This window comes from Micromonospora sp. WMMD723 (genome assembly GCF_049863385.1).
GTDB classification, from domain to species: Bacteria; Actinomycetota; Actinomycetes; order Mycobacteriales; family Micromonosporaceae; genus Micromonospora; species Micromonospora wenchangensis.
Genome location: NZ_JBMKNR010000001.1, coordinates 39030 through 59704, shown reverse-complemented (window position 1 = coordinate 59704; position 20675 = coordinate 39030). Strand labels below are relative to the sequence as shown.

General features: G+C 74.0%; 14 protein-coding genes. 8 read left to right on the top strand and 6 right to left on the bottom strand.

The genetic code is table 11. The features are described from left to right. Positions 1-195: 195 nt before the first annotated feature. The 3 genes from ACN261_RS00270 to ACN261_RS00260 all read right to left on the bottom strand — a co-directional run bounded on the left by ACN261_RS00270 (position 196) and on the right by ACN261_RS00260 (position 5146). Positions 196-2664, bottom strand: a complete 2469-nt coding sequence (locus ACN261_RS00270) for a transglutaminase TgpA family protein (protein ID WP_421483455.1) — start codon at positions 2662-2664, stop codon at positions 196-198. A gap of 123 nt (positions 2665-2787) precedes the next feature. Then, positions 2788-4086, bottom strand: coding sequence for a DUF58 domain-containing protein (locus ACN261_RS00265; protein ID WP_421483454.1), 1299 nt, complete (start codon positions 4084-4086; stop codon positions 2788-2790). Position 4087: 1 nt separating this feature from the next. Then, entirely contained in the window at positions 4088-5146 is a 1059-nt protein-coding gene (locus tag ACN261_RS00260) for an AAA family ATPase (protein ID WP_088643029.1), read from the bottom strand. Positions 5147-5587: 441 nt separating this feature from the next. Between ACN261_RS00260 and leuS the strand changes: the two genes are divergently transcribed. Further along, positions 5588-8443 (top strand): leucine--tRNA ligase, encoded by a 2856-nt coding sequence (gene leuS, locus ACN261_RS00255; protein WP_425847724.1) that lies wholly within the window; start codon positions 5588-5590, stop codon positions 8441-8443. Between the two features lie 180 nt (positions 8444-8623). Here leuS and ACN261_RS00250 read toward each other — a convergent pair whose 3' ends face one another. The 3 genes from ACN261_RS00250 to ACN261_RS00240 are packed head-to-tail and all read right to left on the bottom strand — an operon-like array spanning position 8624 to position 11295. Continuing rightward, positions 8624-9319: a TVP38/TMEM64 family protein gene (locus ACN261_RS00250; RefSeq protein WP_425847721.1), complete on the bottom strand. Its 696-nt coding sequence runs from the start codon at positions 9317-9319 to the stop codon at positions 8624-8626. 16 nt (positions 9320-9335) lie between these two features. Continuing rightward, positions 9336-10058 (bottom strand): type 1 glutamine amidotransferase, encoded by a 723-nt coding sequence (locus ACN261_RS00245; RefSeq protein ID WP_145920988.1) that lies wholly within the window; start codon positions 10056-10058, stop codon positions 9336-9338. Continuing rightward, positions 10048-11295: a MurT ligase domain-containing protein gene (locus ACN261_RS00240; RefSeq protein ID WP_088643032.1), complete on the bottom strand. Its 1248-nt coding sequence runs from the start codon at positions 11293-11295 to the stop codon at positions 10048-10050. The genes ACN261_RS00245 and ACN261_RS00240 overlap by 11 nt, the downstream gene beginning before the upstream one ends. A gap of 354 nt (positions 11296-11649) precedes the next feature. On the opposite strand from ACN261_RS00240, the gene mraZ reads away from it, so the two are divergent. From mraZ to mraY, 7 genes are all read left to right on the top strand, one after another. Continuing rightward, positions 11650-12081: a division/cell wall cluster transcriptional repressor MraZ gene (mraZ, locus tag ACN261_RS00235; protein ID WP_421483451.1), complete on the top strand. Its 432-nt coding sequence runs from the start codon at positions 11650-11652 to the stop codon at positions 12079-12081. A 206-nt stretch (positions 12082-12287) separates the two neighbouring features. Then, positions 12288-13397, top strand: a complete 1110-nt coding sequence (rsmH, locus tag ACN261_RS00230) for a 16S rRNA (cytosine(1402)-N(4))-methyltransferase RsmH (RefSeq protein ID WP_357931142.1) — start codon at positions 12288-12290, stop codon at positions 13395-13397. Next, positions 13394-13996 carry a hypothetical protein gene (locus ACN261_RS00225; RefSeq protein ID WP_425847718.1) on the top strand — a complete coding sequence of 201 codons (603 nt, stop codon included), beginning with the start codon at positions 13394-13396 and terminating at the stop codon, positions 13994-13996. Before rsmH ends, ACN261_RS00225 begins: the two co-directional genes overlap by 4 nt. Positions 13997-14379: 383 nt before the next feature. Continuing rightward, a complete protein-coding gene (locus ACN261_RS00220; RefSeq protein ID WP_425853537.1) occupies positions 14380-16380 on the top strand; it encodes a peptidoglycan D,D-transpeptidase FtsI family protein in 2001 nt (666 codons plus the stop codon). A gap of 52 nt (positions 16381-16432) precedes the next feature. After that, a complete protein-coding gene (locus ACN261_RS00215; protein WP_425847715.1) occupies positions 16433-17995 on the top strand; it encodes a UDP-N-acetylmuramoyl-L-alanyl-D-glutamate--2,6-diaminopimelate ligase in 1563 nt (520 codons plus the stop codon). Further along, entirely contained in the window at positions 17992-19404 is a 1413-nt protein-coding gene (locus tag ACN261_RS00210) for a UDP-N-acetylmuramoyl-tripeptide--D-alanyl-D-alanine ligase (RefSeq protein ID WP_425847712.1), read from the top strand. The genes ACN261_RS00215 and ACN261_RS00210 overlap by 4 nt, the downstream gene beginning before the upstream one ends. Next, on the top strand, positions 19401-20537 hold the full coding sequence (gene mraY, locus ACN261_RS00205) for a phospho-N-acetylmuramoyl-pentapeptide-transferase (protein WP_088643039.1): 1137 nt from the start codon (positions 19401-19403) through the stop codon (positions 20535-20537). Before ACN261_RS00210 ends, mraY begins: the two co-directional genes overlap by 4 nt. Positions 20538-20675 lie beyond the last annotated feature (138 nt).

Genomic DNA, 20675 nt, shown 5'->3' with positions numbered 1-20675 from the left:
GAGGTGGACGGGCGACACCGACGACGGTAGGTGCCGGACATGGTCCGGCCACCTCCGTCGTATCCCCATGTCCGGGGATAGGGGCGAGGTACCCCACGCATGTGGGGCGAGGTAGCGGCATCCGAAACGACTGATACCGCTACCTCGCCCCATGAGCGTCCCGCCGGGCCTGACCCCCCGGCCGAGGCCGGCAGGTCAGGCCCGGCGGGTGGCCAGCAGGCGGCGGGGGTTCCAGCGCAGCAGCAGGCGACGCAGCCGCCCGGAGGCCGTCACCAGCCGCGCCGAGCTGTCGCCCAGCGAGGCACGCCAGCGCAGCAGCACCGACGGCGGCAGCACGGCGGCCAGCAGCCGGGTACGCCGGTCGGCCCGCGCGGCGAGAGTGTCACGTACCGTCCGCAGCGCCGGGTGCAGAGGCTCTCCGGTGAGCGGGTCCCGGGCGTACCGGGCGCGTTCCTCGGCCCGGCCGAGCAGCCGTACCGCCGTGGCGGAGCCGGCGTCCTCGCCGACCGCCTCCCGGGCCAGGCGCTCGGCGGTCGCCCGGGGCGTCTCCGTCCGGTCGACCCGGACCCGGTAGTCGACCAGGGTGTCCAGCAGCTCGTCCCAGGCGGCGTGGGCGTCCGCGCGGGCCCGCTCGGCGTCCGCGCCCAGCACCGTCATCGGGATGCTCACGCCCGCCCCGTCGTCGGGGGCGGCACCGGCCGCCACCGGAACGGGCCGACGGTGCCGCTGCCGGCGTAGCGCGCGCCGCCGCAGCGCCGGCAGCGCCAGCAGTGCCGCCAACGCCAGCAGCGCGCCAAGCGTCCACCAGGGCCAGGTCGGGGCCCGCTCGACGGGGGCGCCGGTGGTCGGGTCGAACCCGGCGTCGGTGTCCTTGTCGATGGCCTCGTCACGCTGCGGCCCGGCCGTGGCCCCCGGGTCCTCCGGCGTGGTCGGCGCGGCCGTGTCCGACGGCTCCGGGTCCGGGGCGTCGGAGTCCGGTGCCCACGCCGACCGGGTCGACCCCTGGACGCCGTACGCCGGGGTGGCGTCGAACGGCACCCAGCCGAACCGGTCGAAGTAGACCTCCGTCCAGGCGTGCAGGTTGCGGTTGGTCAGGACGGCGGTGTCCCCGTCGACGCTGCTGCCGTTGGTGAAGCCGAACGCCACCCGGGCCGGGATGCCGGCCTCCCGCACCAGCCAGGCCAGCGCCGCCGCGTACTGCTGGCAGTAGCCGACCTTGTTGGTGAGGAAGTCGACGATCTCCTGGCCGCTGGTGCCGCCCTTGGTGCTCAGCGAATAGCTGAACCCGTTCTCCCGGGAGAAGTAGTCGTAGAGCGCCCGGACCCGGTCGTAGTCGGTGGACTTCCCCTCCACCAACCGGTTGACCAGCACGCTGACCTCGCGCACCTCCGGCGTGCGGGTCTGCTGCAGCCGGATCGGGTGCTCGGCCGGCAGCGGGCGGGCCCGGCGCAGCGCCGCCGGGGTGTACGTCGAGCGCACGTACTCGAAGGAGTAGCGCTTGCCCCGGGAGTTGTCCCGGTTGGAGAAGACCACCCCGAGGTTCTGGTCGTACGACCAGTTGCCGTTGAGCCCGTCGAAGCTGACCGGGTCGGTGTAGACCGGCACGAAGGGCATGTTCAGCGACCGGTTCACCTCGACGGTCGCCCGGTAGGTCTGCTGCTCCACCCCCGCCTGGGCCCGGTCGGCCGGGTTGGGCAGGTCCCGGTTCACCGGCCGGCCGTTGGGCGGGCGCACCCGGAAGCCGTCCGGGCGCAGCTCGTCGGCGACGCCGAAGCGCAGGTAGAACGGGTTCTCCTCGGTGGTGGTGACGGTGACCATGTCGGCCACCTCGGACTGGTTGAGCTGCCCGCTGAGGGCGGCGAACAGGTCGATCCGGCCGGGCCCGCCGCCCTGCCCGAGGCGTCCGTTGCCGGTGCCGTTGCCGGCGGTGTTGAACTGGTCCAGCAGCCCGCCGGACATCCCCGGCACGGCCAGCGGCAGCACCACGGCCAGCACCACCCCGACCACCGCCAGCCGGCGGCCGGCGGCGGCCAGCGGGGACGACTCCCAGACGTCCACGTCGCGGCCCTCGCCGGTGAACCGGCGACCGAACCGGCGGACCCGGTCGACGTTGTCGGTCACCAGCAGCCAGAGGTAGCCGGCGGCGCCGACCACGAACGGCAGCGCGGGGACGCTGTCGACGTAGACCGCCACCGGCACCGAGTAGATGGCCAGCATGGGCAGCCCGGCCAGGGCCGGCCGGCGCAGCCCGACGGCGAGCACGTCGACCACGATCGCCACCGAGCCCACCCCGAGCACGCTGATGAACAGCAGCGGGGTGGTGTCGGGCACCTTCACGCCGTAGGAGCGCATGTCCTGCAACGAGCCCTGTGCCAGCTCACCGAAGTGGGCCAGCGTCGCCGGCGTGGGCAGGAAGGCGACCAGCTCGCCACCGCCCGGGAAGAGCCAGGTCAGGGCGAGCAGCAGACCGGCGAGCATGCCCAGCACCTGGCCCCACAGCGGGGCCCGGACCAGCCGGGTGAGCGCCGCCGCGCCGGCCACCACGGCGACCGCGATGGCCGACTGGATCAGCCAGGTCCACTGTTGGAAGATCGACGACAGCGGGGCCGCGGCGAGCAGGGTCGCCGTGGCGGCCACGAAGCCGATGTTCCGGGACGCGTTCACGACGTCACCCTCTCTGTCGGGCGTCAGTGGCGGGGCCGACCGCACGGCGGCGGACGACGGCGGTACGCCCGTCGACGACGCGGTGGACCGGCCGGTGGTGCCGGTGCGGGGCCGGTCGACGGCTCACCGGACGGCCCCGGCGACCGTCTCGGCGAGCGCCGCACGCAGCGCGAAGCCCTGTGAACCGCGGCCGGCCTGCGGCCAGAGCGCCGGGAGTTGGCCGTCGTGGTCGACCCCGATGACCCGCCAGCCGCCCTGCAACAGGGACAGCGCGGCGGCGGCGTGGGCCTGCTCGGACTCGAACCGGGCCCGCTCGGGCAGGCTGAGCCAGGTGGAGCTGTGCAGCACGAAACCGACGCAGGTCGCCCCGTTGCCGCGCAGCCCGCCGAGCAGTTCCGCCTCACTGGTGGTCAGCGAGCCGAACAAGGCGATGATCAGGCCCCCGTCGGCGCGCTGGCGGACCCGCTGTACCAGCGTCGCCACGTCGCCCCGCTGGTCGAGCCGGACGTCGGCGAGGTGGTCGAGGAGCAGGCCGTCCCCGCTGGCCTCGTTGGCGTCGACGTCGACCCCGTCCCCGGTGACCAGGCGCAGCCTGTACCCGGCCTGGCGCAGGTGCACGGCGATGCTGGCGGCGGCGGAGACCGCCCACTCGAAACTGGCCGTCGGGCCGTCACCCCGGTGCCCGTGCGCCCGGGTGTCCAGCACCACCGTGGCGCGGCTCTCCCAGGGCTGCTCCTCGCGGCGCACCATCAGCTCACCGGTGCGGGCGGTCGACTTCCAGTGCACCCGACGCAGGTCGTCGCCCCTGCGGTACTCCCGGGTGGCGGCGTCGTCCTCGCCGTGCACCGCCACCGACCGGGCCCGGCTGTCGCCGCTGCCGGCGTACTCGCCGGGCAGCCGTACCGAGGGCAGCGGGGTGACCTGCGGGATCACGGTGAGCTGTTCGGTGCTGGGGAACGCCCGGCTCAGCTCGCACAACCCGAACGGGTCGGTCATCCGGATCACCAGCGGACCCACCTCGTACCGGCCGCGCACGTCGGCGCGCACGGTGTACGCCACCGAGCTGGCCTGGTGCGCCCCGAGCCGTTCCAGTACCACCCGGGGCCGGCTGCCCAGCGCGTACGGCAGCCGGTCCTCCAGCAGCAGGGTGCCGGTGGGCAGCCGGGACATGTTCTGCAACCGCAGCACCACCCGGGAACTGGCCCCGACCGGCACCCGGTGCGGGTCCAGCGAGCGGTTGCAGGCCAGCTTGTACCGGGTCCGGCCGACGTAGAGCGCGGCGAGCAGCGGCAGGACGGCGAGCAGCACCGCCACCCGGAGCAGGTCCCGTTCGCCGAGGATGCCGGCCGAGATCGCGGCGGCGATGGCCGCAGCCAGGAACGAACGGCCCCGGGTGGTCAGGCCACGCAGCCCGTCCCGCACGTCACGGCCTCCGCGGCTCGAACGGCGGGCGGCCGTTGCCGGCGGCGGGGCGGGGGGTGTCGTACCCGGTGGGGCGCTTGCGGTCCGGCGGCAGGGCCAGCCGGTGCACCAGCTCGGCGACGATCGCGTCGGTGGTGCGGCGGGCCAGCTGGGCGTCGGCCGTGGGGATGATCCGGTGGGCCAGCACCGGCACCGCGAGCGCCTGGAGGTCGTCGGGGAGCACGTAGTCGCGGCCCTCCAGGGCGGCCACCGCGCGGGCGGTGCGCAGCAGCTGGAGGGTGGCCCGGGGGGACGCGCCCAACCGCAGGTCGGGGGCCTCCCGGGTGGCGGTGACCAGGTCGACGGCGTACTGCTTGACGGCGTCGGCGACGTGCACGTTGCGGACGGTGGCGATCAGGCGGCGGACCGTGTCGGCGTCGGAGACCGGGCGTAGCTCCTGGAGCGGGTCGGCGGCGCCGTGCCCGTCCAGCATGGCCAGCTCGGCGTCCGGGCCGGGATAGCCCATCGCGATCCGGGCGGTGAACCGGTCGCGCTGCGCCTCCGGCAGGGGGTACGTCCCCTCCATCTCGATCGGGTTCTGGGTGGCGATCACCATGAACGGGGTCTGTAGCTGGTAGGTGACGCCGTCGACGGTGACCTGGCGTTCCTCCATGCATTCCAGCAGCGCGGACTGGGTCTTCGGCGAGGCCCGGTTGATCTCGTCGCCGACCACCAGGTTGGCGAAGACCGCACCGGGGCGGAACTCGAAGTCGTGCGTCTCCTGGTTGTAGACGCTGACCCCGGTGACGTCGCTGGGCAGCAGGTCGGGGGTGAACTGGATGCGCCGCACCGAACAGTCGATGGACCGGGCGAGCGCCTTGGCCAGTTTGGTCTTGCCGACGCCCGGGACGTCCTCGATCAGCAGGTGCCCCTCGGCCAGCAGGACGGCCAGGGCGAGCCGTACGGTCGCCGTCTTGCCCTCGATGACCTGCTCGATGTTGGCCACGATGGCCTCGCTGGCGGCGCGGAACTCGTCGTGCGGCAGCACGCCGCCCACCTCGTCCCAGGTCTGTTGTGTCACGGGCCTTCTCCTCGTCGCGACGGCAGCTCGGTAAAGAGCACCTGGACCCGTCGTTCGGTTCGCAACGGGAAGCCTCGTCTGCCGCAGGAATCGCACTGGTCTCTCAGGCTAACCATGTTTACGGTGAACGCCGAACCCTGCCGGAAGTCGGCCGGTCACCCAGCGGATATTCGTCAGGTCGGGGGACCGGACGCGGCCGGGCGACCACGGAAGGTGACGGTCGCGGGGTGGATGTGCCGGGCGGTCTCCCGACGCCACGGGGTACACTGCGGAACATGACCGGAGTCTTCCTGCTTCTTACCGGGCCGTGCTGATGCGCTGACGCGCGACAGCACGGCGGCCCCTCCTGTGCGAGGGGCTTTTTCGTGCCCGCGGCGGGGTCCTGCGGGCCCGACGCTCCCCAGACCCGACACGACCGCGCCAAGGAGCCAAGGAGAAGGCATGAGCGAGGCAGCCGCACCGGCGGGCGACATCCCCCCGTACCGGTACACCGCGGCCATGGCCGACGAGATCGAGCGTCGGTGGCAGGACACCTGGGAGCGGGAGGGCACCTTCCACGCGCCGAACCCGACCGGCCCGCTGGCCGACCCGGGCCACCCCCGGGCGGGCGCGGAGAAGCTGTACGTGCTGGACATGTTCCCCTACCCGTCCGGTGCGGGGCTGCACGTCGGGCACCCGCTGGGCTACATCGGCACCGACTGCTTCGCCCGCTACCAGCGGATGGCCGGGCGCAACGTGCTGCACGCGATGGGCTTCGACGCGTTCGGCCTGCCCGCCGAGCAGTACGCGGTGCAGACCGGCACCCACCCCCGCACGACCACCGTGGCCAACATCGAGCGGTACAGGGCGCAGCTGCGCCGGCTGGGGCTGGCCCACGACGAGCGGCGCTCGGTGGCCACCATCGACACCGACTTCTACCGGTGGACCCAGTGGATCTTCCTGCAGGTCTACAACTCCTGGTACGACCCGCAGGCGCGGCGGGCCCGCCCGGTCGCCGAGCTGACCGCCGAGTTCGCCGCCGGTGACCGGCCCACCCCCGGCGGTCGGGCCTGGGCCGAGCTGAGCCCGGCCGAGCAGCGGCGGATCATCGACGACCACCGGCTGGCGTACGTCTCGGAGGCGCCGGTGAACTGGTGTCCGGGGCTGGGCACCGTGCTGGCCAACGAGGAGGTCACCCCGGACGGCCGCTCCGACCGGGGCAACTTCCCGGTCTTCAAGCGCAACCTGAAGCAGTGGATGATGCGGATCACCGCGTACGGTGACCGCCTGCTGGACGACCTGGACACGCTGGACTGGCCCGAGTCGATCAAGCTGCAGCAGCGCAACTGGATCGGCCGCTCCACCGGTGCGCACATCGACTTCGCGACCGGGACCACCGACTCCGGCGAAGCCCGCATCAGGGTCTTCACCACCCGGCCGGACACCGTCTTCGGGGCCACCTACCTGGTGCTGGCCCCCGAGCACGAGCTGGTCGACGCGCTGACCCCGGCGGCCTGGCCGGCCGGGACGCGGGACGCCTGGACCGGTGGGCACGCCGGCCCCCGGGAGGCCGTCGAGGCGTACCGGAAGGCGGCGGCGGCCAAGACCGACGTGGAGCGGCAGGCCGACACGAAGGAGAAGACCGGCGTCTTCGTCGGCGCGTACGCCACCCACCCGGTCACCGGCGGCCAGATCCCGATCTTCATCGCCGACTACGTGCTGGCCGGCTACGGCACCGGCGCGATCATGGCGGTGCCCGCCCAGGACGAGCGGGACTGGGCCTTCGCCGAGGTGTTCGACCTGCCGATCGTGCGGACCGTGCAGCCGGCCGACGGGTTCGACGGGAAGGCGTGGACCGGGGACGGGCCGGCGATCAACAGCGCCGCGCCCGAGCGCGGCCTGGACCTGAACGGGCTGGGGGTGGCCGACGCCAAGGCGGCGACCATCGCCTGGCTGGAGGCCAACGGCCACGGCGTCGGCGCGGTCACCTGGCGGCTGCGGGACTGGCTGTTCTCCCGGCAGCGCTACTGGGGCGAGCCGTTCCCGATCGTCTACGACGCCACCGGTGCGGCCGTCGCGCTGCCCGAGGAGATGCTGCCGGTCGAGCTGCCCGAGGTGGACGACTTCTCCCCGAAGACGTTCGACCCCGACGACGCCGACAGCAACCCGGAGACCCCGCTGTCGCGGCGGCGCGACTGGGTCGAGGTGGAGCTGGACCTGGGTGACGGGCCGAAGCGGTACACCCGGGAGACCAACGTGATGCCGCAGTGGGCCGGCTCCTGCTGGTACGAGCTGCGCTACCTGGACCCGACCAACTCCGGGCGGTTCGTCGACCCGGAGAACGAGGCGTACTGGATGGGCCCACGCGCCGAGGGCGACTGCGGGGGCACCGACCTGTACGTCGGCGGCGCCGAGCACGCCGTGCTGCACCTGCTGTACGCCCGGTTCTGGCACAAGGTGCTGTACGACCTGGGTCACGTGTCGTCGTTCGAGCCGTTCCGCAAGCTGTTCAACCAGGGCATGATCCAGGCGTACGCGTTCCGCGACTCCCGGGGCACGCCGGTGCCGGCCGAGGAGGTCGTCGAGGTCGACGGCCGCTGGTTCCACGGCGAGCACGAGGTGACCCGCGAGTACGGCAAGATGGGCAAGTCGCTGCGCAACGTGGTCACCCCCGACGACATGTGCGCGGCCTACGGCGCGGACACCTTCCGGGTGTACGAGATGTCGATGGGCCCGCTGGAGGTGTCCCGCCCCTGGGAGACCCGGGCGGTGGTCGGGTCGTACCGGTTCCTGCAACGGGTCTGGCGGGCCGTGGTCGACGAGCAGACCGGCACGCTGCGGGTCACCGACGCGCCGGCCGACACCGAGACCCGCCGGCTGCTGCACCGGGTGATCGACGGGGTCCGGACCGACATGGACGGCATCCGGTTCAACACCGCGATCGCCAAGCTGATCGAGCTGACCAACGCGGTGACCCGGCTGGAGCAGACCCCGCGCGAGGTGGCCGAGCCGCTGGTGCTGATGCTGGCCCCGTTCGCCCCGCACGTGGCCGAGGAGCTGTGGCGGATGCTGGGCCACGACACCTCGCTGGCGTACGCCGACTTCCCGGCCGCCGACCCGGCCCTGCTGGTCGCCGACACGGTCACCTACCCGGTGCAGGTCAACGGCAAGGTCCGGGGCCGGATCGAGGTGCCCGCCGACGCCGCGCAGGAGGCCGTCCGGGCGGCGGCCCTGGAGGCGGTCGCGTCCGCGCTGGCCGGCAAGGAACCCCGCAAGGTCATCGTGGTGCCGGGCCGGTTGGTCTCGGTCGTCGCCTGACGGTGCCACCCGTCGTGGGGCCGCGGTAGCGCGCGGTGACGACGGGCCGGGACAACTGTCGACGTGGAGCGGTATGCCTGAGCGTCATAAACATGACGCTCAGGCATACCGCTCACCCGACCCGACCATTCCGCCGGGACCGTTCGGGCCGCCGCGCACCGGCGAACCAGTTCCGCCCGGTCAGGGGCGCGGGTCGGCGACCACGGACCGGCGGGCGCGCTCCGCCCGCCACCACTGGTACGCCAGCACCGCGCTGGCGATCAGCCCGAGGCTGGCCGGGGCGGCGGCGTACCAGTTGATGCTGCCGGGGGAACTTGCCGCCGCGCCGATGGCGGCGTAGCCGAAGGCGGTCGGGGCGGAGGCCAGCACGCTGCCGACCAGGAACGGCAGCACCCGCGCCCCGGTGGTGCCGTAGCCGTAGCTGACCAGCCCGAACCCGGCGACCGGCAGCATCCGTACGGTGATCACGCCGAGCACGCTCTGCCTGGCGAACCAGCCGTCGAGCCGGGCCAGCCGGCCGCGTACCCGTTCGGCGACGAACTCCCGGCCCAGCACCCGGCCGACGGCGAAGCCGAGCGCGGCGGCCAGCAGTGCCGCGCCGAGTGCGTACGCCGCGCCCTCCAGCGCGCCGAACACGGCCCCCGCCGCCAGCGTGACGAAGGTCCGCGGAACCAGCGCCACCAGCAGCAGCGCCCCGACCACCACGCCCAGCACCGGGGCGTACCCGCCGAGCGAGTCGGCCAGCCGGGGCAGGTCGGCGACGTCCGGGTGCGGTGTCACCAGCAGCAGCACCAGGAAGCCCGCGAGCATGACCAGCAGCAGGGCGAACCGACGTGCCGACGGCTGGCGCAGCAGCCGCCGGACGGCGGAGGTCACGGGCGGGCGGCGGGCGTCACGGGCGGGCGGCGGCGGCCACGGCGGCGCGGCGTTCGGTGCGCAGCCGCTCGGCCCAGGTGTCGTCCAGCGGCGGGAGCTGGTGCGCGCCGGTGGCCCAGCGCAGCAGCAGGTCGGCCAGGGCGGGGTTGCGGGCCAGCGCCGGCCCGTGCGAATAGGTGCCGAGCAGCTTGCCCCGCCACGCGCCCTCGGTGACGCCGTCGTTGCCGACCCCGGCACTGACCCGGGCCAGCGGCGACACGCCGGGGCCGAGGTGGGTCCGGCCGCCGTGGTTCTCGAACCCGGACAGCGGCGGCACGCCCAGCCGGGGGTCGATCTCGCCGGCCAGCTCGCCGACGGCCCGGGTCGGACCCCGGTCGGAGGAGAGGTCGAGCAGCTCCAGCCCGGCGCACCGGGTGCCCTTGGCGAAGAAGGAGGTGCCGAGGAGCTGGTAGCCGGCGCAGACGCCGAACACCACCGAGCCCTGGGCGACGGCCCGGTGCAGGCCGCCGTCGGCGAGCAGCCGCTGCGCGCCGAGCGCCTGCGGGCCGTCCTCGCCGCCGCCGAGCAGGTAGATGTCGGCGGTGGCGGGCAGCCGCTGGTCGGAGCGGACCTCCAGCACCTCGACCGGCATCCCGCGCTGCTGCGCCCGGCGGGCCAGGATCAGCAGGTTGCCCCGGTCGCCGTAGGTGGAGAGCAGGTCGGGGTAGATCCAGACGATACGCAGGCTCTCAGTTGACACGGTCCAACTCCGCTCGGATGTCCTGGAAGGCGGTGTAGTTCGCGATGACCTCCAGCCGGCCCGGCGGGACCGCCCGGACCGCCTCGCCGAACGCCCGGACGTGCTGGAACGGCACCCCGTTGACGTCGAGCCGGACCGCCAGGTCGTACGCGCGGTCGCCGGTGATCAGCACCTGCCGGCCGCGCAGCGGCGCGAAGTCGACGTCGAACAGCCAGGAGGTGTCCAGCCCGTCGGGGTCCCGGGCGTTGATGGACAGCAGGGTGGGCGCCTCGTCGGCCATGTCGAACGCCTCCAGCCAACTGGCCGGGTTCTTGGCCAGCAGCAGCCGGATGTTGCGCCCGTCCCGGTCGACCTGGGCGTACCGGCCGGCGACCGAGGTGACCGTGTGCAGCCGGGAGACGGCGTCGACGGGGCGTACCCCGAACTCGGCGGCGACGGCCAGCGCGGTGGCGGCGTTGCCGAGGTTGACCTTGCCGGGGAGCTGGAGGGTCACCTTGTGCCAGGCCCCGGTGGGGTCGAGCACGCCGTCGTCCTCCACCGTCCACTGGGCGTCCGGGCGGCGCAGCGGGCAGCCGGTGCACCACCACTGCTCGCCGGAGCGCTGGATGGTGGAGCCGCACTCGGGGCAGACCCAGGAGTCGTCGTGCCAGCGCTGGCCGGCGCTGAACCAGGTGACGTGCGGCGGGCGGACGCCCTGCGCGGGGTCGGCGGGTGGGGTGGCCGCCCAGACCACCATCGGGTCGTCGGCGTTGGCCACCACCCGTACGTCGGTGTGCCGGACCAGCGCCGCGCGCCAGAGCTGCGCCATCATGGCGACCTCCTTGGCCCGGTCGAGCTGGTCGCGGGAGAGGTTGAGCAGGGCCACCACGTGCGGCTCGGTGGCCTCCAGCACCTGCGCGAGGTAGTGCTCGTCGACCTCCAGCACCGCGTACGGGGTGCTGCCGGCCTTGGCCAGCGCCGAGGTGTGCCCGGTGGGCATGTTGGCACCGAACGAGTTGGTCGCGACCCGGCCGAGCACGCCGACGGCGGCGGCGCTGAGCCGGGTGGTGGTGGTCTTGCCGTTGGTGCCGGAGACCAGCGCGATGGCGCGTCCGGCCGAGAGGTGGGCCAGCAGGTCGGGATCGATCTTCAGCCCGATCCATCCGCCGATCACCGAGCCGTCGCCCCGGCCGGCGGCGCGCGACAGCGCCGCGGCGGTCCTCGACACGGAGCTGGCCACCTTCGCCCGCAGGGGCATCTTCGCGTCCGTCACGCGAGCGAGGTTACCGGACCCCCGCGCCCGCCAGATCGCCGCCGACGGCGAACCGTTCGGTCGGGGCCGGCCGGGCGTCCGGTCGGCGGACGCTCCACCGGATGGAGTCGATCTATGTCGGGTAGCGGACGCGGCTGCGGCCCGGCGCGGCCCTCCACTCCGCTCCACCCGCTCTGACGTGCGGTTTTAACCGTGGCGGCGACGCGCCGGGGCGGCGATTCTGGTTGCAGGTGGAGGGAAGTGGAGTAGAGTGGGGCGCAATGGTGAGGCCGGGAGGGCCCACCGGCCCAGGGGGTCAGCGGCGCCGCGAACGCCGCTCAGGGCAAGGGGGTTGGGCCGATGTTCCTCGGCACCCACACTCCGCGCCTGGACGAAAAGGGCCGTTTGATCCTTCCGGCCAAATTCCGGGACGAGCTGGCGGGGGGTGTCGTGATCACCAAAGGGCAGGATCGCTGCCTCTACGTCTTCCCCACGCCCGAGTTCCACCGGATCGCCGACCAGTTGCGCGCGCAACCGATGACGAACAAGGCGGCCCGGGCCTACAGCCGGGTCTTCTTCGCCAGCGCGCACGACGAGGTCCCCGACAAGCAGGGCCGGGTCACCATCCCGTCCCACCTGCGGACCTACGCCGCGCTCGACCGGGACCTGGTGGTGATCGGGGCGTCCACCCGGGTGGAGATCTGGGACCGGACGGCCTGGGAGAACTACCTCGCCGACAGCGAAGACGACTTCGCCGACATCGAGGAGGGGGTGCTGCCCGGCGGTCTGTAGGGCGCGGCGACGCCCGACGTACTGCGAGATCTCCAGCCGCTTTCGAGTTCCTGGCGCCCCTTCCCCGGTGCCAGGGGCACGATCTCCACTCCGGGCGTCGCCCGGAGCCGGGGCGGGAGCGGATGGGGATCTGGCGGTACGACGGCACGGCGTCGTCCGACGGCGGAGCGCGACACGACGAGACGTATTCCACAGTGGGGGTCGACATGGGGGAGCTACGCGGCACGCACGTGCCGGTGCTGCTTGAGCGGTGTCTCGAGCTGCTGGCCCCCGCGCTGGACCGGGGCGGCCGCACGGTTCACGTCGATGCCACGCTGGGGTTGGCCGGTCATGCCGAGGCGGTGCTGCAACGGCATCCGCACACGGTGCTGATCGGCCTGGACCGGGACACCGAGGCCCTGGCGCACGCCCGGGTCCGGCTGGCCCGGTTCGCCGACCGGATCCACCTGGAGCACGCCGTCTACGACGAGCTGCCCGAGGTGGTGGACCGGCTGGGCTACCCGGGCATCGACGGGGTGCTGTTCGACCTGGGCGTCTCGTCGTTGCAACTCGACGCGCCCGACCGCGGGTTCGCCTACGCCCAGGACGCGCCGCTGGACATGCGGATGGACCAGACCCGGGGGGTGACCGCCGAAGAGGTGGTCAACAGCTACTCCCATCCGGACCTGGCCCGGGTGCTGCGGGTCTACGGCGAGGAGAAGTTCGCCGGCCGGATCGCCTCGGCGATCCTGCGGGAGCGGGAGCGGGGTCGGATCACCTCCTCGGCCCGGCTGGCGGAGCTGGTCAGGGAGAGCATTCCGGCACCAGCGCGACGAACCGGGGGACACCCGGCCAAGAGAACGTTTCAGGCTTTACGCATCGAGGTAAACAGGGAACTGGCGGTGCTGGAGACGGCGCTGCCGGCTGCCCTCGACAAGCTCCACGTGGGCGGTCGCATGGTGGTCCTGTCCTACCACTCGCTGGAGGACCGGCTCACCAAGCAGGCGCTCGCCGACCGGGTCCGCAGTAAGGGCCCGGTCGACCTTCCGGTGGAACTCCCCGGGTCGGGTCCGACGTTCCGGCTGCTCAGCCGGGGTGCCGAGCTCGCCGGGGAGGCCGAGGTCGCCGCGAACCCGCGGGCCGCGTCCGTGCGGCTGCGGGCGGCGGAGCGACTCGACCCGGCCACCGGGCACCAGGGGCGGACCGACCGCGAACGGTCCGGCCGACGGGTCAGGGCGATGCACCAACCGGGCACGGGGTCGACGCGGGGTTCCACAGTGGACCTGGAGGCGATCCCGGGGGACGGCAGGACGGACGAACAGGGGGAGGGGACATGAACGTCAACAAGCGTGACGGCCGCGACGCGGTCGTCGGGCAGCGCGCACCGCGGTCGGGGGGCCGGACCACGGCGCAGCGCACGACCCGTACCACGACGCCGGCGGACCTCGCCGGTCGAGCGGGGGAGGCGCGCCGGGGGGCGCGCGAGTTCCCCACCCAGGGCAGTGCCGCGTTGCAGCCGGCGGAGCAGCCGGCCACCCGTACCGCCACCACCGCCGCCGGGTCGCCCCGGCTGCGGGTGGCGCCGCCGCCGCCGGTCCGGGTGCCCCGGGCCCCGTTCGCGGCGCTGATCGTGGTGCTGGTGGTCGGCGGGGTGCTGGGCATCCTCGCGGTCAACACCAAGATCAACGAGAACGCGTTCAAGCTCCAGCAGCTCCAGCAGCAGCAGGCCCGCCTCGACGTCGACCAGCAGCAGCTGGAGAAGGAGATCGAGGAGGCCAAGGAGCCGGGCAACCTGACCGCGGAGGCCCGCAAGCTGGGCCTGGTCGAGGCGGGCGAGCCGGCGTACATCCGGCTGCCGGACGGTCGGCTGATCGGCGTGCCGCAGCCGGCCGACGGGCAGCCGGCGATCACCAGCCAGCAGGGCAACGGGGGGTAACGCCCGTGCCACCGAGATCCGACGATCCGCGCCGGGACCCCACGGGCTCCCGGCGCGGATCGGTTCGTGGCGGGGCCGCCCGGGGCGGCGGGCCCCGGACGCCGGAACCACGCACGCCGGAACCACGCACTCCCGAGCCGCGCACCCCGGAGCCGCGCGGCGGAGAACCCCCGGCCGCCGGACCCCGCGCCGGTGAGCCCCGGGGCCAGGGCCGTGCCGGTGAACCCCGCACCGGGCAGCCCCGGACCGGGGACGTCGGGGGGATCTCCGACGCGCGGGCGTACACCCCCCGGGGCCGGACCATCCGGGAGAGCAGCGAGGACCGGGGCGGACAGCGGCGTACCCCCCGGGCCGGTCGCTCCGGCGACCCGTTCCGCCCCGCGCTGCAGGTCCTCGACGGCGGCCGGGCCGCCGCCGGGCGGGCCGCCGCCAACCGGGCGGGCCGGCGGGAGGCCGCCCCGACCGGGCGCACCGGCGTCATCCGGACCGTGTCGCCGCGCGCCGTCCCCGACGACGACGAGTTCGCCGAGCCGCCCGCGCCCCGCCGCCGCCCCGGCCGCCGCGCCGACGCGCCCGGCCGGGGCGCCCCGCGCCGGACCGAGGCACCCCGGCGCACCGACCGGCCCGCCGGGCGTAGGCCGGTGCGCAAGCCGCGCCGCCCGCCGAAGCTCGCCGAGCCGCGTCGCCGGCTGCGGCTGGGCACCATGCTGGTGCTCGCGGTCTTCGCCGTGATCGGCATCCGGCTGGTCGTCCTGCAGGCCGTGGACACCCCGGCGTACGCCGGCGGCGGCGTCGACAACCGGCTCGCCCGCATCGACCTGCCCGCCCCGCGCGGCTCGATCCAGGACCGCACCGGCGCCCCGCTGGCCCGCAGCATCGAGGCCCGGTACGTCTTCGCCGACCCCACCATGATCAAGGACCGTACGGAGACCGCGAAGCTGCTCTCCCCGCTGCTCGGCGTCCCGGTCTCCGAACTGGCCGAGAAGATGAAGCGCAAGGGCAAGCTCCAGTTCCGGTACCTGGCCCGGGGCGTGGACATCGCGCGGGCCAAGCAGATCGAGGCACTCGACCTGGCCGGCATCGGCACCCACCGCGACGAACGCCGCGAGGTGCCCGGCGGCGACCTGGCCGCCAACCTGGTCGGCTTCACCAGCCAGGACATGGACGGCCTGGAGGGCCTGGAGGCCCGCTACGACGACGTGCTGCGCGGGCAGGACGGCCGCCGGGTGTACGAGGCCGGCCTCGGCGACCTCAACGCGCCCATCCCCGGCGGATACAGTCAGACCACCGACCCCAAACCGGGCAGCTCGCTGGTGCTCACCATCGACCGGGACCTCCAGTTCCAGGTGCAGCAGATCCTCAGCCGGCAGATGGCACAGACCCGGGGCGCGATCGGCGCGGCGGTGGTGCTCGACGTCAAGACCGGTGACGTGCTGGCCCAGGCCAGCAACCCGACCTACAACGCGGCCACCCCGGAGCAGAGCCGGCCCACCGACCGGGAGGACGCGGCCACCAGCTTCGTGGTCGACCCGGGCTCGGTGCACAAGGCGATCACCTACGGCGCGGCCCTGCAGGAGGGCATCATCACCCCGGACAGCGCCTGGCCGGTCGCCAACACCATCACCCGGGGCGACGTCACCTTCCGCGACACCCACCCGGCCGACGGCAAGAAGCTCAGCGTGGCCGGGATGCTTGCCTACTCGTCCAACGTCGGCACCATCGAGATCGGCGACCGGCTCGGCCCCGACCGGCTGATCGACTACCAGAAGCGGTTCGGGCTGGGGCAGCCCACCGGCGAGGGGATGCCCGGCGAGGCGTCCGGGCGGCTGCTCCCGGCCGACCAGTGGAGCGGCTCGTCCTACGGGTCGGTGCCGATCGGGCACAGCGTCGACGCCACCCCGTTGCAGATGGCCGCCGCGTACGCCACCATCGCCAACGACGGCACCTACGTCCAACCCCACCTGATCAAGGAGGTGGTCGGGGCGGACGGGACACGCACCCCGTCCGCCGCCCCGGTCACCCGCTCGGTGCTCAGCCCGCAGAACGCGGCCGCCCTGCGTACCCTGCTGGAGGCCGTGACCACCGTCGACGGCGCGACCGGCCTGGCCGCCGCGGTGCCCGGCTACCGGGTCGCCGGCAAGACCGGCACCGGGCTGCGCTACGTCGACGGCAAGCAGCAGCCCGGCGAGGTCGGTTCGTTCATCGGGATGGCGCCCGCCGAGGCGCCCCGGTACGTGGTGGCGGTCTTCGTGTGGAACCCCGAGGGCGGTGGTGGCGCGGTCGTCGCCCCGGCGTTCCGCGAGATGATGGGCTTCACGCTGCGTCACTACCGGGTCCCGCCGTCGCGCGGGAAATCCCCCAACTTCGAGGTCTTTCCGCGCTGACCGGGAACGGCGGGACATCATCGGTGAGTGCCGACGAACCACCGGGGCGGCTGTGCGGCCGGAACCGGACGACCGGGTAGGGTCTGACGCCGTGCCCGGCAATCCACGCCCCCGTACCGTGCCCGGAGTCCGGCTCGGCGACCTCGCCGACCGGCTCGCCGTGACGCCGCCGGCCGACGCCGCCGCGCTGGTCGTGACCGGGGTGACCCACGCCAGCCAGGAGGTCCGCCCCGGCGACCTGTACGCCGCGCTGCCCGGCGCCCGCCGGCACGGCGCGGAGTTCGCCGCCGCCGCCGCCACGGCCGGCGCGGTGGCCGTGCTGACCGACCCGGCCGGCGCCGTGGCGGCCGGCGCGACCGGGCTGCCCGTCCTGGTGACCGCCGACCCCCGGGCGGTGCTGGGCGAGCTGGCCGCCGCCGTCTACGGCGACCCGACCGACGGGCTGACCGTGATCGGGGTGACCGGCACCGCCGGCAAGACCTCGACGGCCTACCTGATCGAGTCCGGGCTGCGCGCCGCCGGCCACGTCACCGGCCTGATCGGCACCGTGGAGACCCGCCTGGGGGACCTGGTGACCGACAGCGTCCGGACCACCCCGGAGGCCACCGACCTGCACGCCCTGCTCGCCGCCGCCCGGGAGCGCGGGGTGACCGCGGTGGTCATGGAGGTGTCCAGCCACGCCCTGGCGATGGGTCGGGTCGGCGGGGTCCGGTTCACCGTCGGCGGCTACACCAACTTCGGCTCCGACCACCTCGACTTCCACGCCGACTCGGCCGACTACTTCGCGGCGAAGGCGAAGCTGTTCGACGGGCGCTGCCGGGTCGAGGTGCTCAACCACGACGACCCGGCGCTGCGCCCGCTGTACCGGCCCGCCACGGTCAGCTACTCGGCGGCCGGTGACCCGACCGCCACCTGGTGGGCCGACCGGGTCGGCGGCGAGGGCTACGCCCAGCGGTTCACCGCCCACGGCCCGGACGGGCTCGACCTGCCCGCCGGGGTGGCGCTGCCCGGCCGGCACAACGTGGCCAACGCGCTGCTCGCGATCGCCTGCCTGGTCGCCGCCGGGGTCGACCCGACGACGGCCGCCGCCGGGGTGGCCGCCTGCGGCGGGGTGCCCGGCCGGCTGGAACTGGTCAGCGGGGACGCCCCGGTGCGCGGGGTGGTCGACTACGCGCACAAGACCGACGCCGTGGTGGCCGCCCTGGCCGCGCTGCGTGACTCGGGCGGCGGTCAGCTGATCTGCGTCATCGGCGCCGGCGGCGACCGGGACCGGGGCAAGCGTCCGGCGATGGGCGCCGCCGCCGCCCGGGGCGCCGACGTGGTGCTGGTGACCGACGACAACCCGCGCACCGAGGACCCGGCGACGATCCGGGCCGAGGTGCTGGCCGGGGCGTACGCCGCCGACGCGGCCGCCCGGATCGTCGAGGTGCCGGGCCGGCGGGAGGCGATCGCCGAGGCGGTCCGGCTGGCCGGGCCGGGTGACGTGGTGGCGCTGCTCGGCAAGGGGCACGAACGCGGTCAGGAGATCGCCGGCGAGGTGCACCCGTTCGACGACCGGACCGAACTGGCGGAGGCGTTGCGCGTCCGCTTCGGCGACCTGGCGGGTCGACGGTGATCCCGCTGAGCCTGGCCGAGGTGGCCTCGGCGGTCGGCGGCCGGCTGCACGCCGCCGACCCGGACACCCGGGTCACCGGCCCGGTCGAGTTCGACTCCCGCAAGGTCGCCGCCGGTGCGCTGTTCGTGGCGTTCCCCGGCGAGCGGGTGGACGGGCACGACTACGCCGCCGGTGCGGTCGCCGGCGGCGCGGTGGCGGTGCTCGGCACCCGGGAGCTGCCCGGGGTGCCGATGGTGCTGGTGGACGACGCGCTGGCCGCGCTGGGCCTGCTGGCGCGGGCCGTGGTGGACCGGCTGCCGGGGCTCACCGTGATCGGCCTGACCGGGTCGTCGGGCAAGACCACCACCAAGGACCTGATCGCGCAGCTCGCCGTCCGGCTCGGCCCGACGGTCGCCCCGCCCGGGTCGTTCAACAACGAGCTGGGGCACCCGTACACCGCGTTGCAGGCCACCGCGCAGACCCGGTACCTGGTGATGGAGAAGGGGGCGCGGGGCGTCGGGCACGTCCGCTACCTCTGCGACGTGGTGCCGCCGCGGATCTCGGTGGTGCTCAACGTCGGGGTGGCGCACCTGGGCGAGTTCGGTTCGGTGGAGAACATCGCCCTGGCCAAGGGGGAGCTGGTGGAGGCGCTGCCGGCCGACGGGCTGGCGGTGCTCAACGCCGACGACCCGCTGGTCGCCGCGATGGCGTCACGCACCGCCGCCCGGGTGGTCCGCTACGGCGAGTCCGCCGACGCCGACGTGCGCGCGGTGGACGTCACCCTGGACGGGCGGGGCCGCCCGGCGTACACCCTGGTCACCCCGGAGGGGACGGCCCCGGTGCGGCTCGGCCTGACCGGCCGGCACCAGGTCTCCAACTCGCTCGCCGCGGCGGCGGTGGCCCGGGAGCTGGGCATGCCGCTGGCCGAGCTGGCGGCGGCCCTGGGTGACCTGGGGCTGGTCTCCACCCGCCGGATGGACGTCTTCACCCGTCCCGACGGGGTGACCGTGATCGACGACTCGTACAACGCCAACCCGGCCTCGACGGCGGTGGCGCTGCGGGCGCTGGCCGGGATGTACCGGGGCGGGCGGACGTTCGCCGCGCTGGGCTACATGGCCGAGCTGGGCGCGTACGAGGACGAGGGGCACCGGGAGGTCGGCCGGCTCGCGGCCGAACTCGGTGTCGACCGGCTGCTCGTGGTGGGTGAGCCGGCCGCGCCGATCCACGAGGGCGCGACAGCGGTAAGTGACTGGGGAGGAGAGTCGGTGCTGCTCACCGATCAGGCGGCGGCAGTCGAGGTGCTGCGCAGCGAGCTACGACCGGGCGACGTCGTCCTGGTGAAGGGCTCCCGGTACCGCACCTGGGAGGTCGCCGACGCGCTGCGGGTCGACGCCTCCGGGGCCGGCGCGGGCGCGGGGGGTGCCGCGTGAGGGCGGTCATCGTCGCCATCGGCGTGGCATTCCTGGTGTCGTTGCTGGCGACCCCGCTGGCGATCAGGGTGTTCGCCCGGCTCAAGGCCGGCCAGCCGATCCGGTCGAACCTCGGGCTGGCCAGCAACGAGGGCAAGAAGGGCACGCCGACGATGGGCGGCGTGGTGTTCATCCTGGCCACGGTCATCGCGTACGTTGCCGGTCACCTCGCCCTGACCACCCTGCCGGACGCGCAGATCGCCCAGGTCGAGCCGACCATCACCGCCCTGGTGCTGCTGGGGCTGATGGTCTTCTCCGGCGCGGTCGGCTTCATCGACGACTTCCTCAAGGTGCGCAAGCGGCACAGCGGCGGGCTCAACAAGCGCGGCAAGCTGTTCGGGCAGATCCTGGTCGGCGCGGTCTTCGGGGTGGTCGCGCTGTACTTCCCGAGCAGCATGACCGACGCCAGCGGCGCGACGACCAACACCGAGACCGTGGGCAGCACCACGCTGAGCTTCATCCGGGACATCCCGGCCCTGGAGATCGGCAAGGTCGCCTCGGTGATCGTGATCATCATGGTGGTGATGGCGGCGACCAACGGGGTCAACCTCACCGACGGGCTGGACGGGCTGGCCACCGGCGCCTCGGTGATGGTGCTGGCCGCGTACGCGCTGATCGCGTTCTGGCAGTACCGGCACTGGTGCGCCGACCCGACGTACACCGCCAACCCGAACAACTACTGCTACGCCGTCCGGGACCCGCTGGAGATCGCGCTGATCGCCGGGGCGGCGGCCGGGGCCTGCGTGGGCTTCCTGTGGTGGAACACCTCCCCGGCCCGGATCTTCATGGGCGACACCGGCGCGCTGGGCCTCGGCGGGCTGATCGCCGGGATGGCGATGTCCACCCGGACGGTGCTGCTGCTGCCGATCCTCGGCGGGCTCTTCGTGATCATCACGATGTCCGTGGTGATCCAGATCATCTCGTTCCGGACCACCGGCAAGCGGGTGTTCCGGATGTCCCCGCTGCAGCACCACTTCGAGTTGGCCGGCTGGAGCGAGGTCAACATCGTGGTCAGGTTCTGGATCATCGCGGGCATCGGGGTGGCCATCGCGCTGGGCCTGTTCTACAGCGACTTCCTCGCCAGCATGGGCTGACCGGCCGGCGTACCGGACGGGGGTTCCTCCTACCGGAGGGCCCCCGTTTCGTATTTCGACACGCCGACCGGGGGGAACGGCCGGAACGGGCCGCCCGCAGCGGCGATGATGGGCGGGTGGGGGAGGACCGAGGCACGA

What these genes read in the sequence shown, in the direction of transcription:
- rsmH (WP_357931142.1), top strand. Translation starts at nt 12,288, where the DNA reads ATGGGGGAGCTACGCGGCACGCACGTGCCGGTGCTGCTTGAGCGGTGT.
- ACN261_RS00225 (WP_425847718.1), top strand. Translation starts at nt 13,394, where the DNA reads ATGAACGTCAACAAGCGTGACGGCCGCGACGCGGTCGTCGGGCAGCGC.
- leuS (WP_425847724.1), top strand. Translation starts at nt 5,588, where the DNA reads ATGAGCGAGGCAGCCGCACCGGCGGGCGACATCCCCCCGTACCGGTAC.
- mraZ (WP_421483451.1), top strand. Translation starts at nt 11,650, where the DNA reads ATGTTCCTCGGCACCCACACTCCGCGCCTGGACGAAAAGGGCCGTTTG.
- ACN261_RS00240 (WP_088643032.1), bottom strand. Translation starts at nt 11,295, where the DNA reads ATGCCCCTGCGGGCGAAGGTGGCCAGCTCCGTGTCGAGGACCGCCGCG.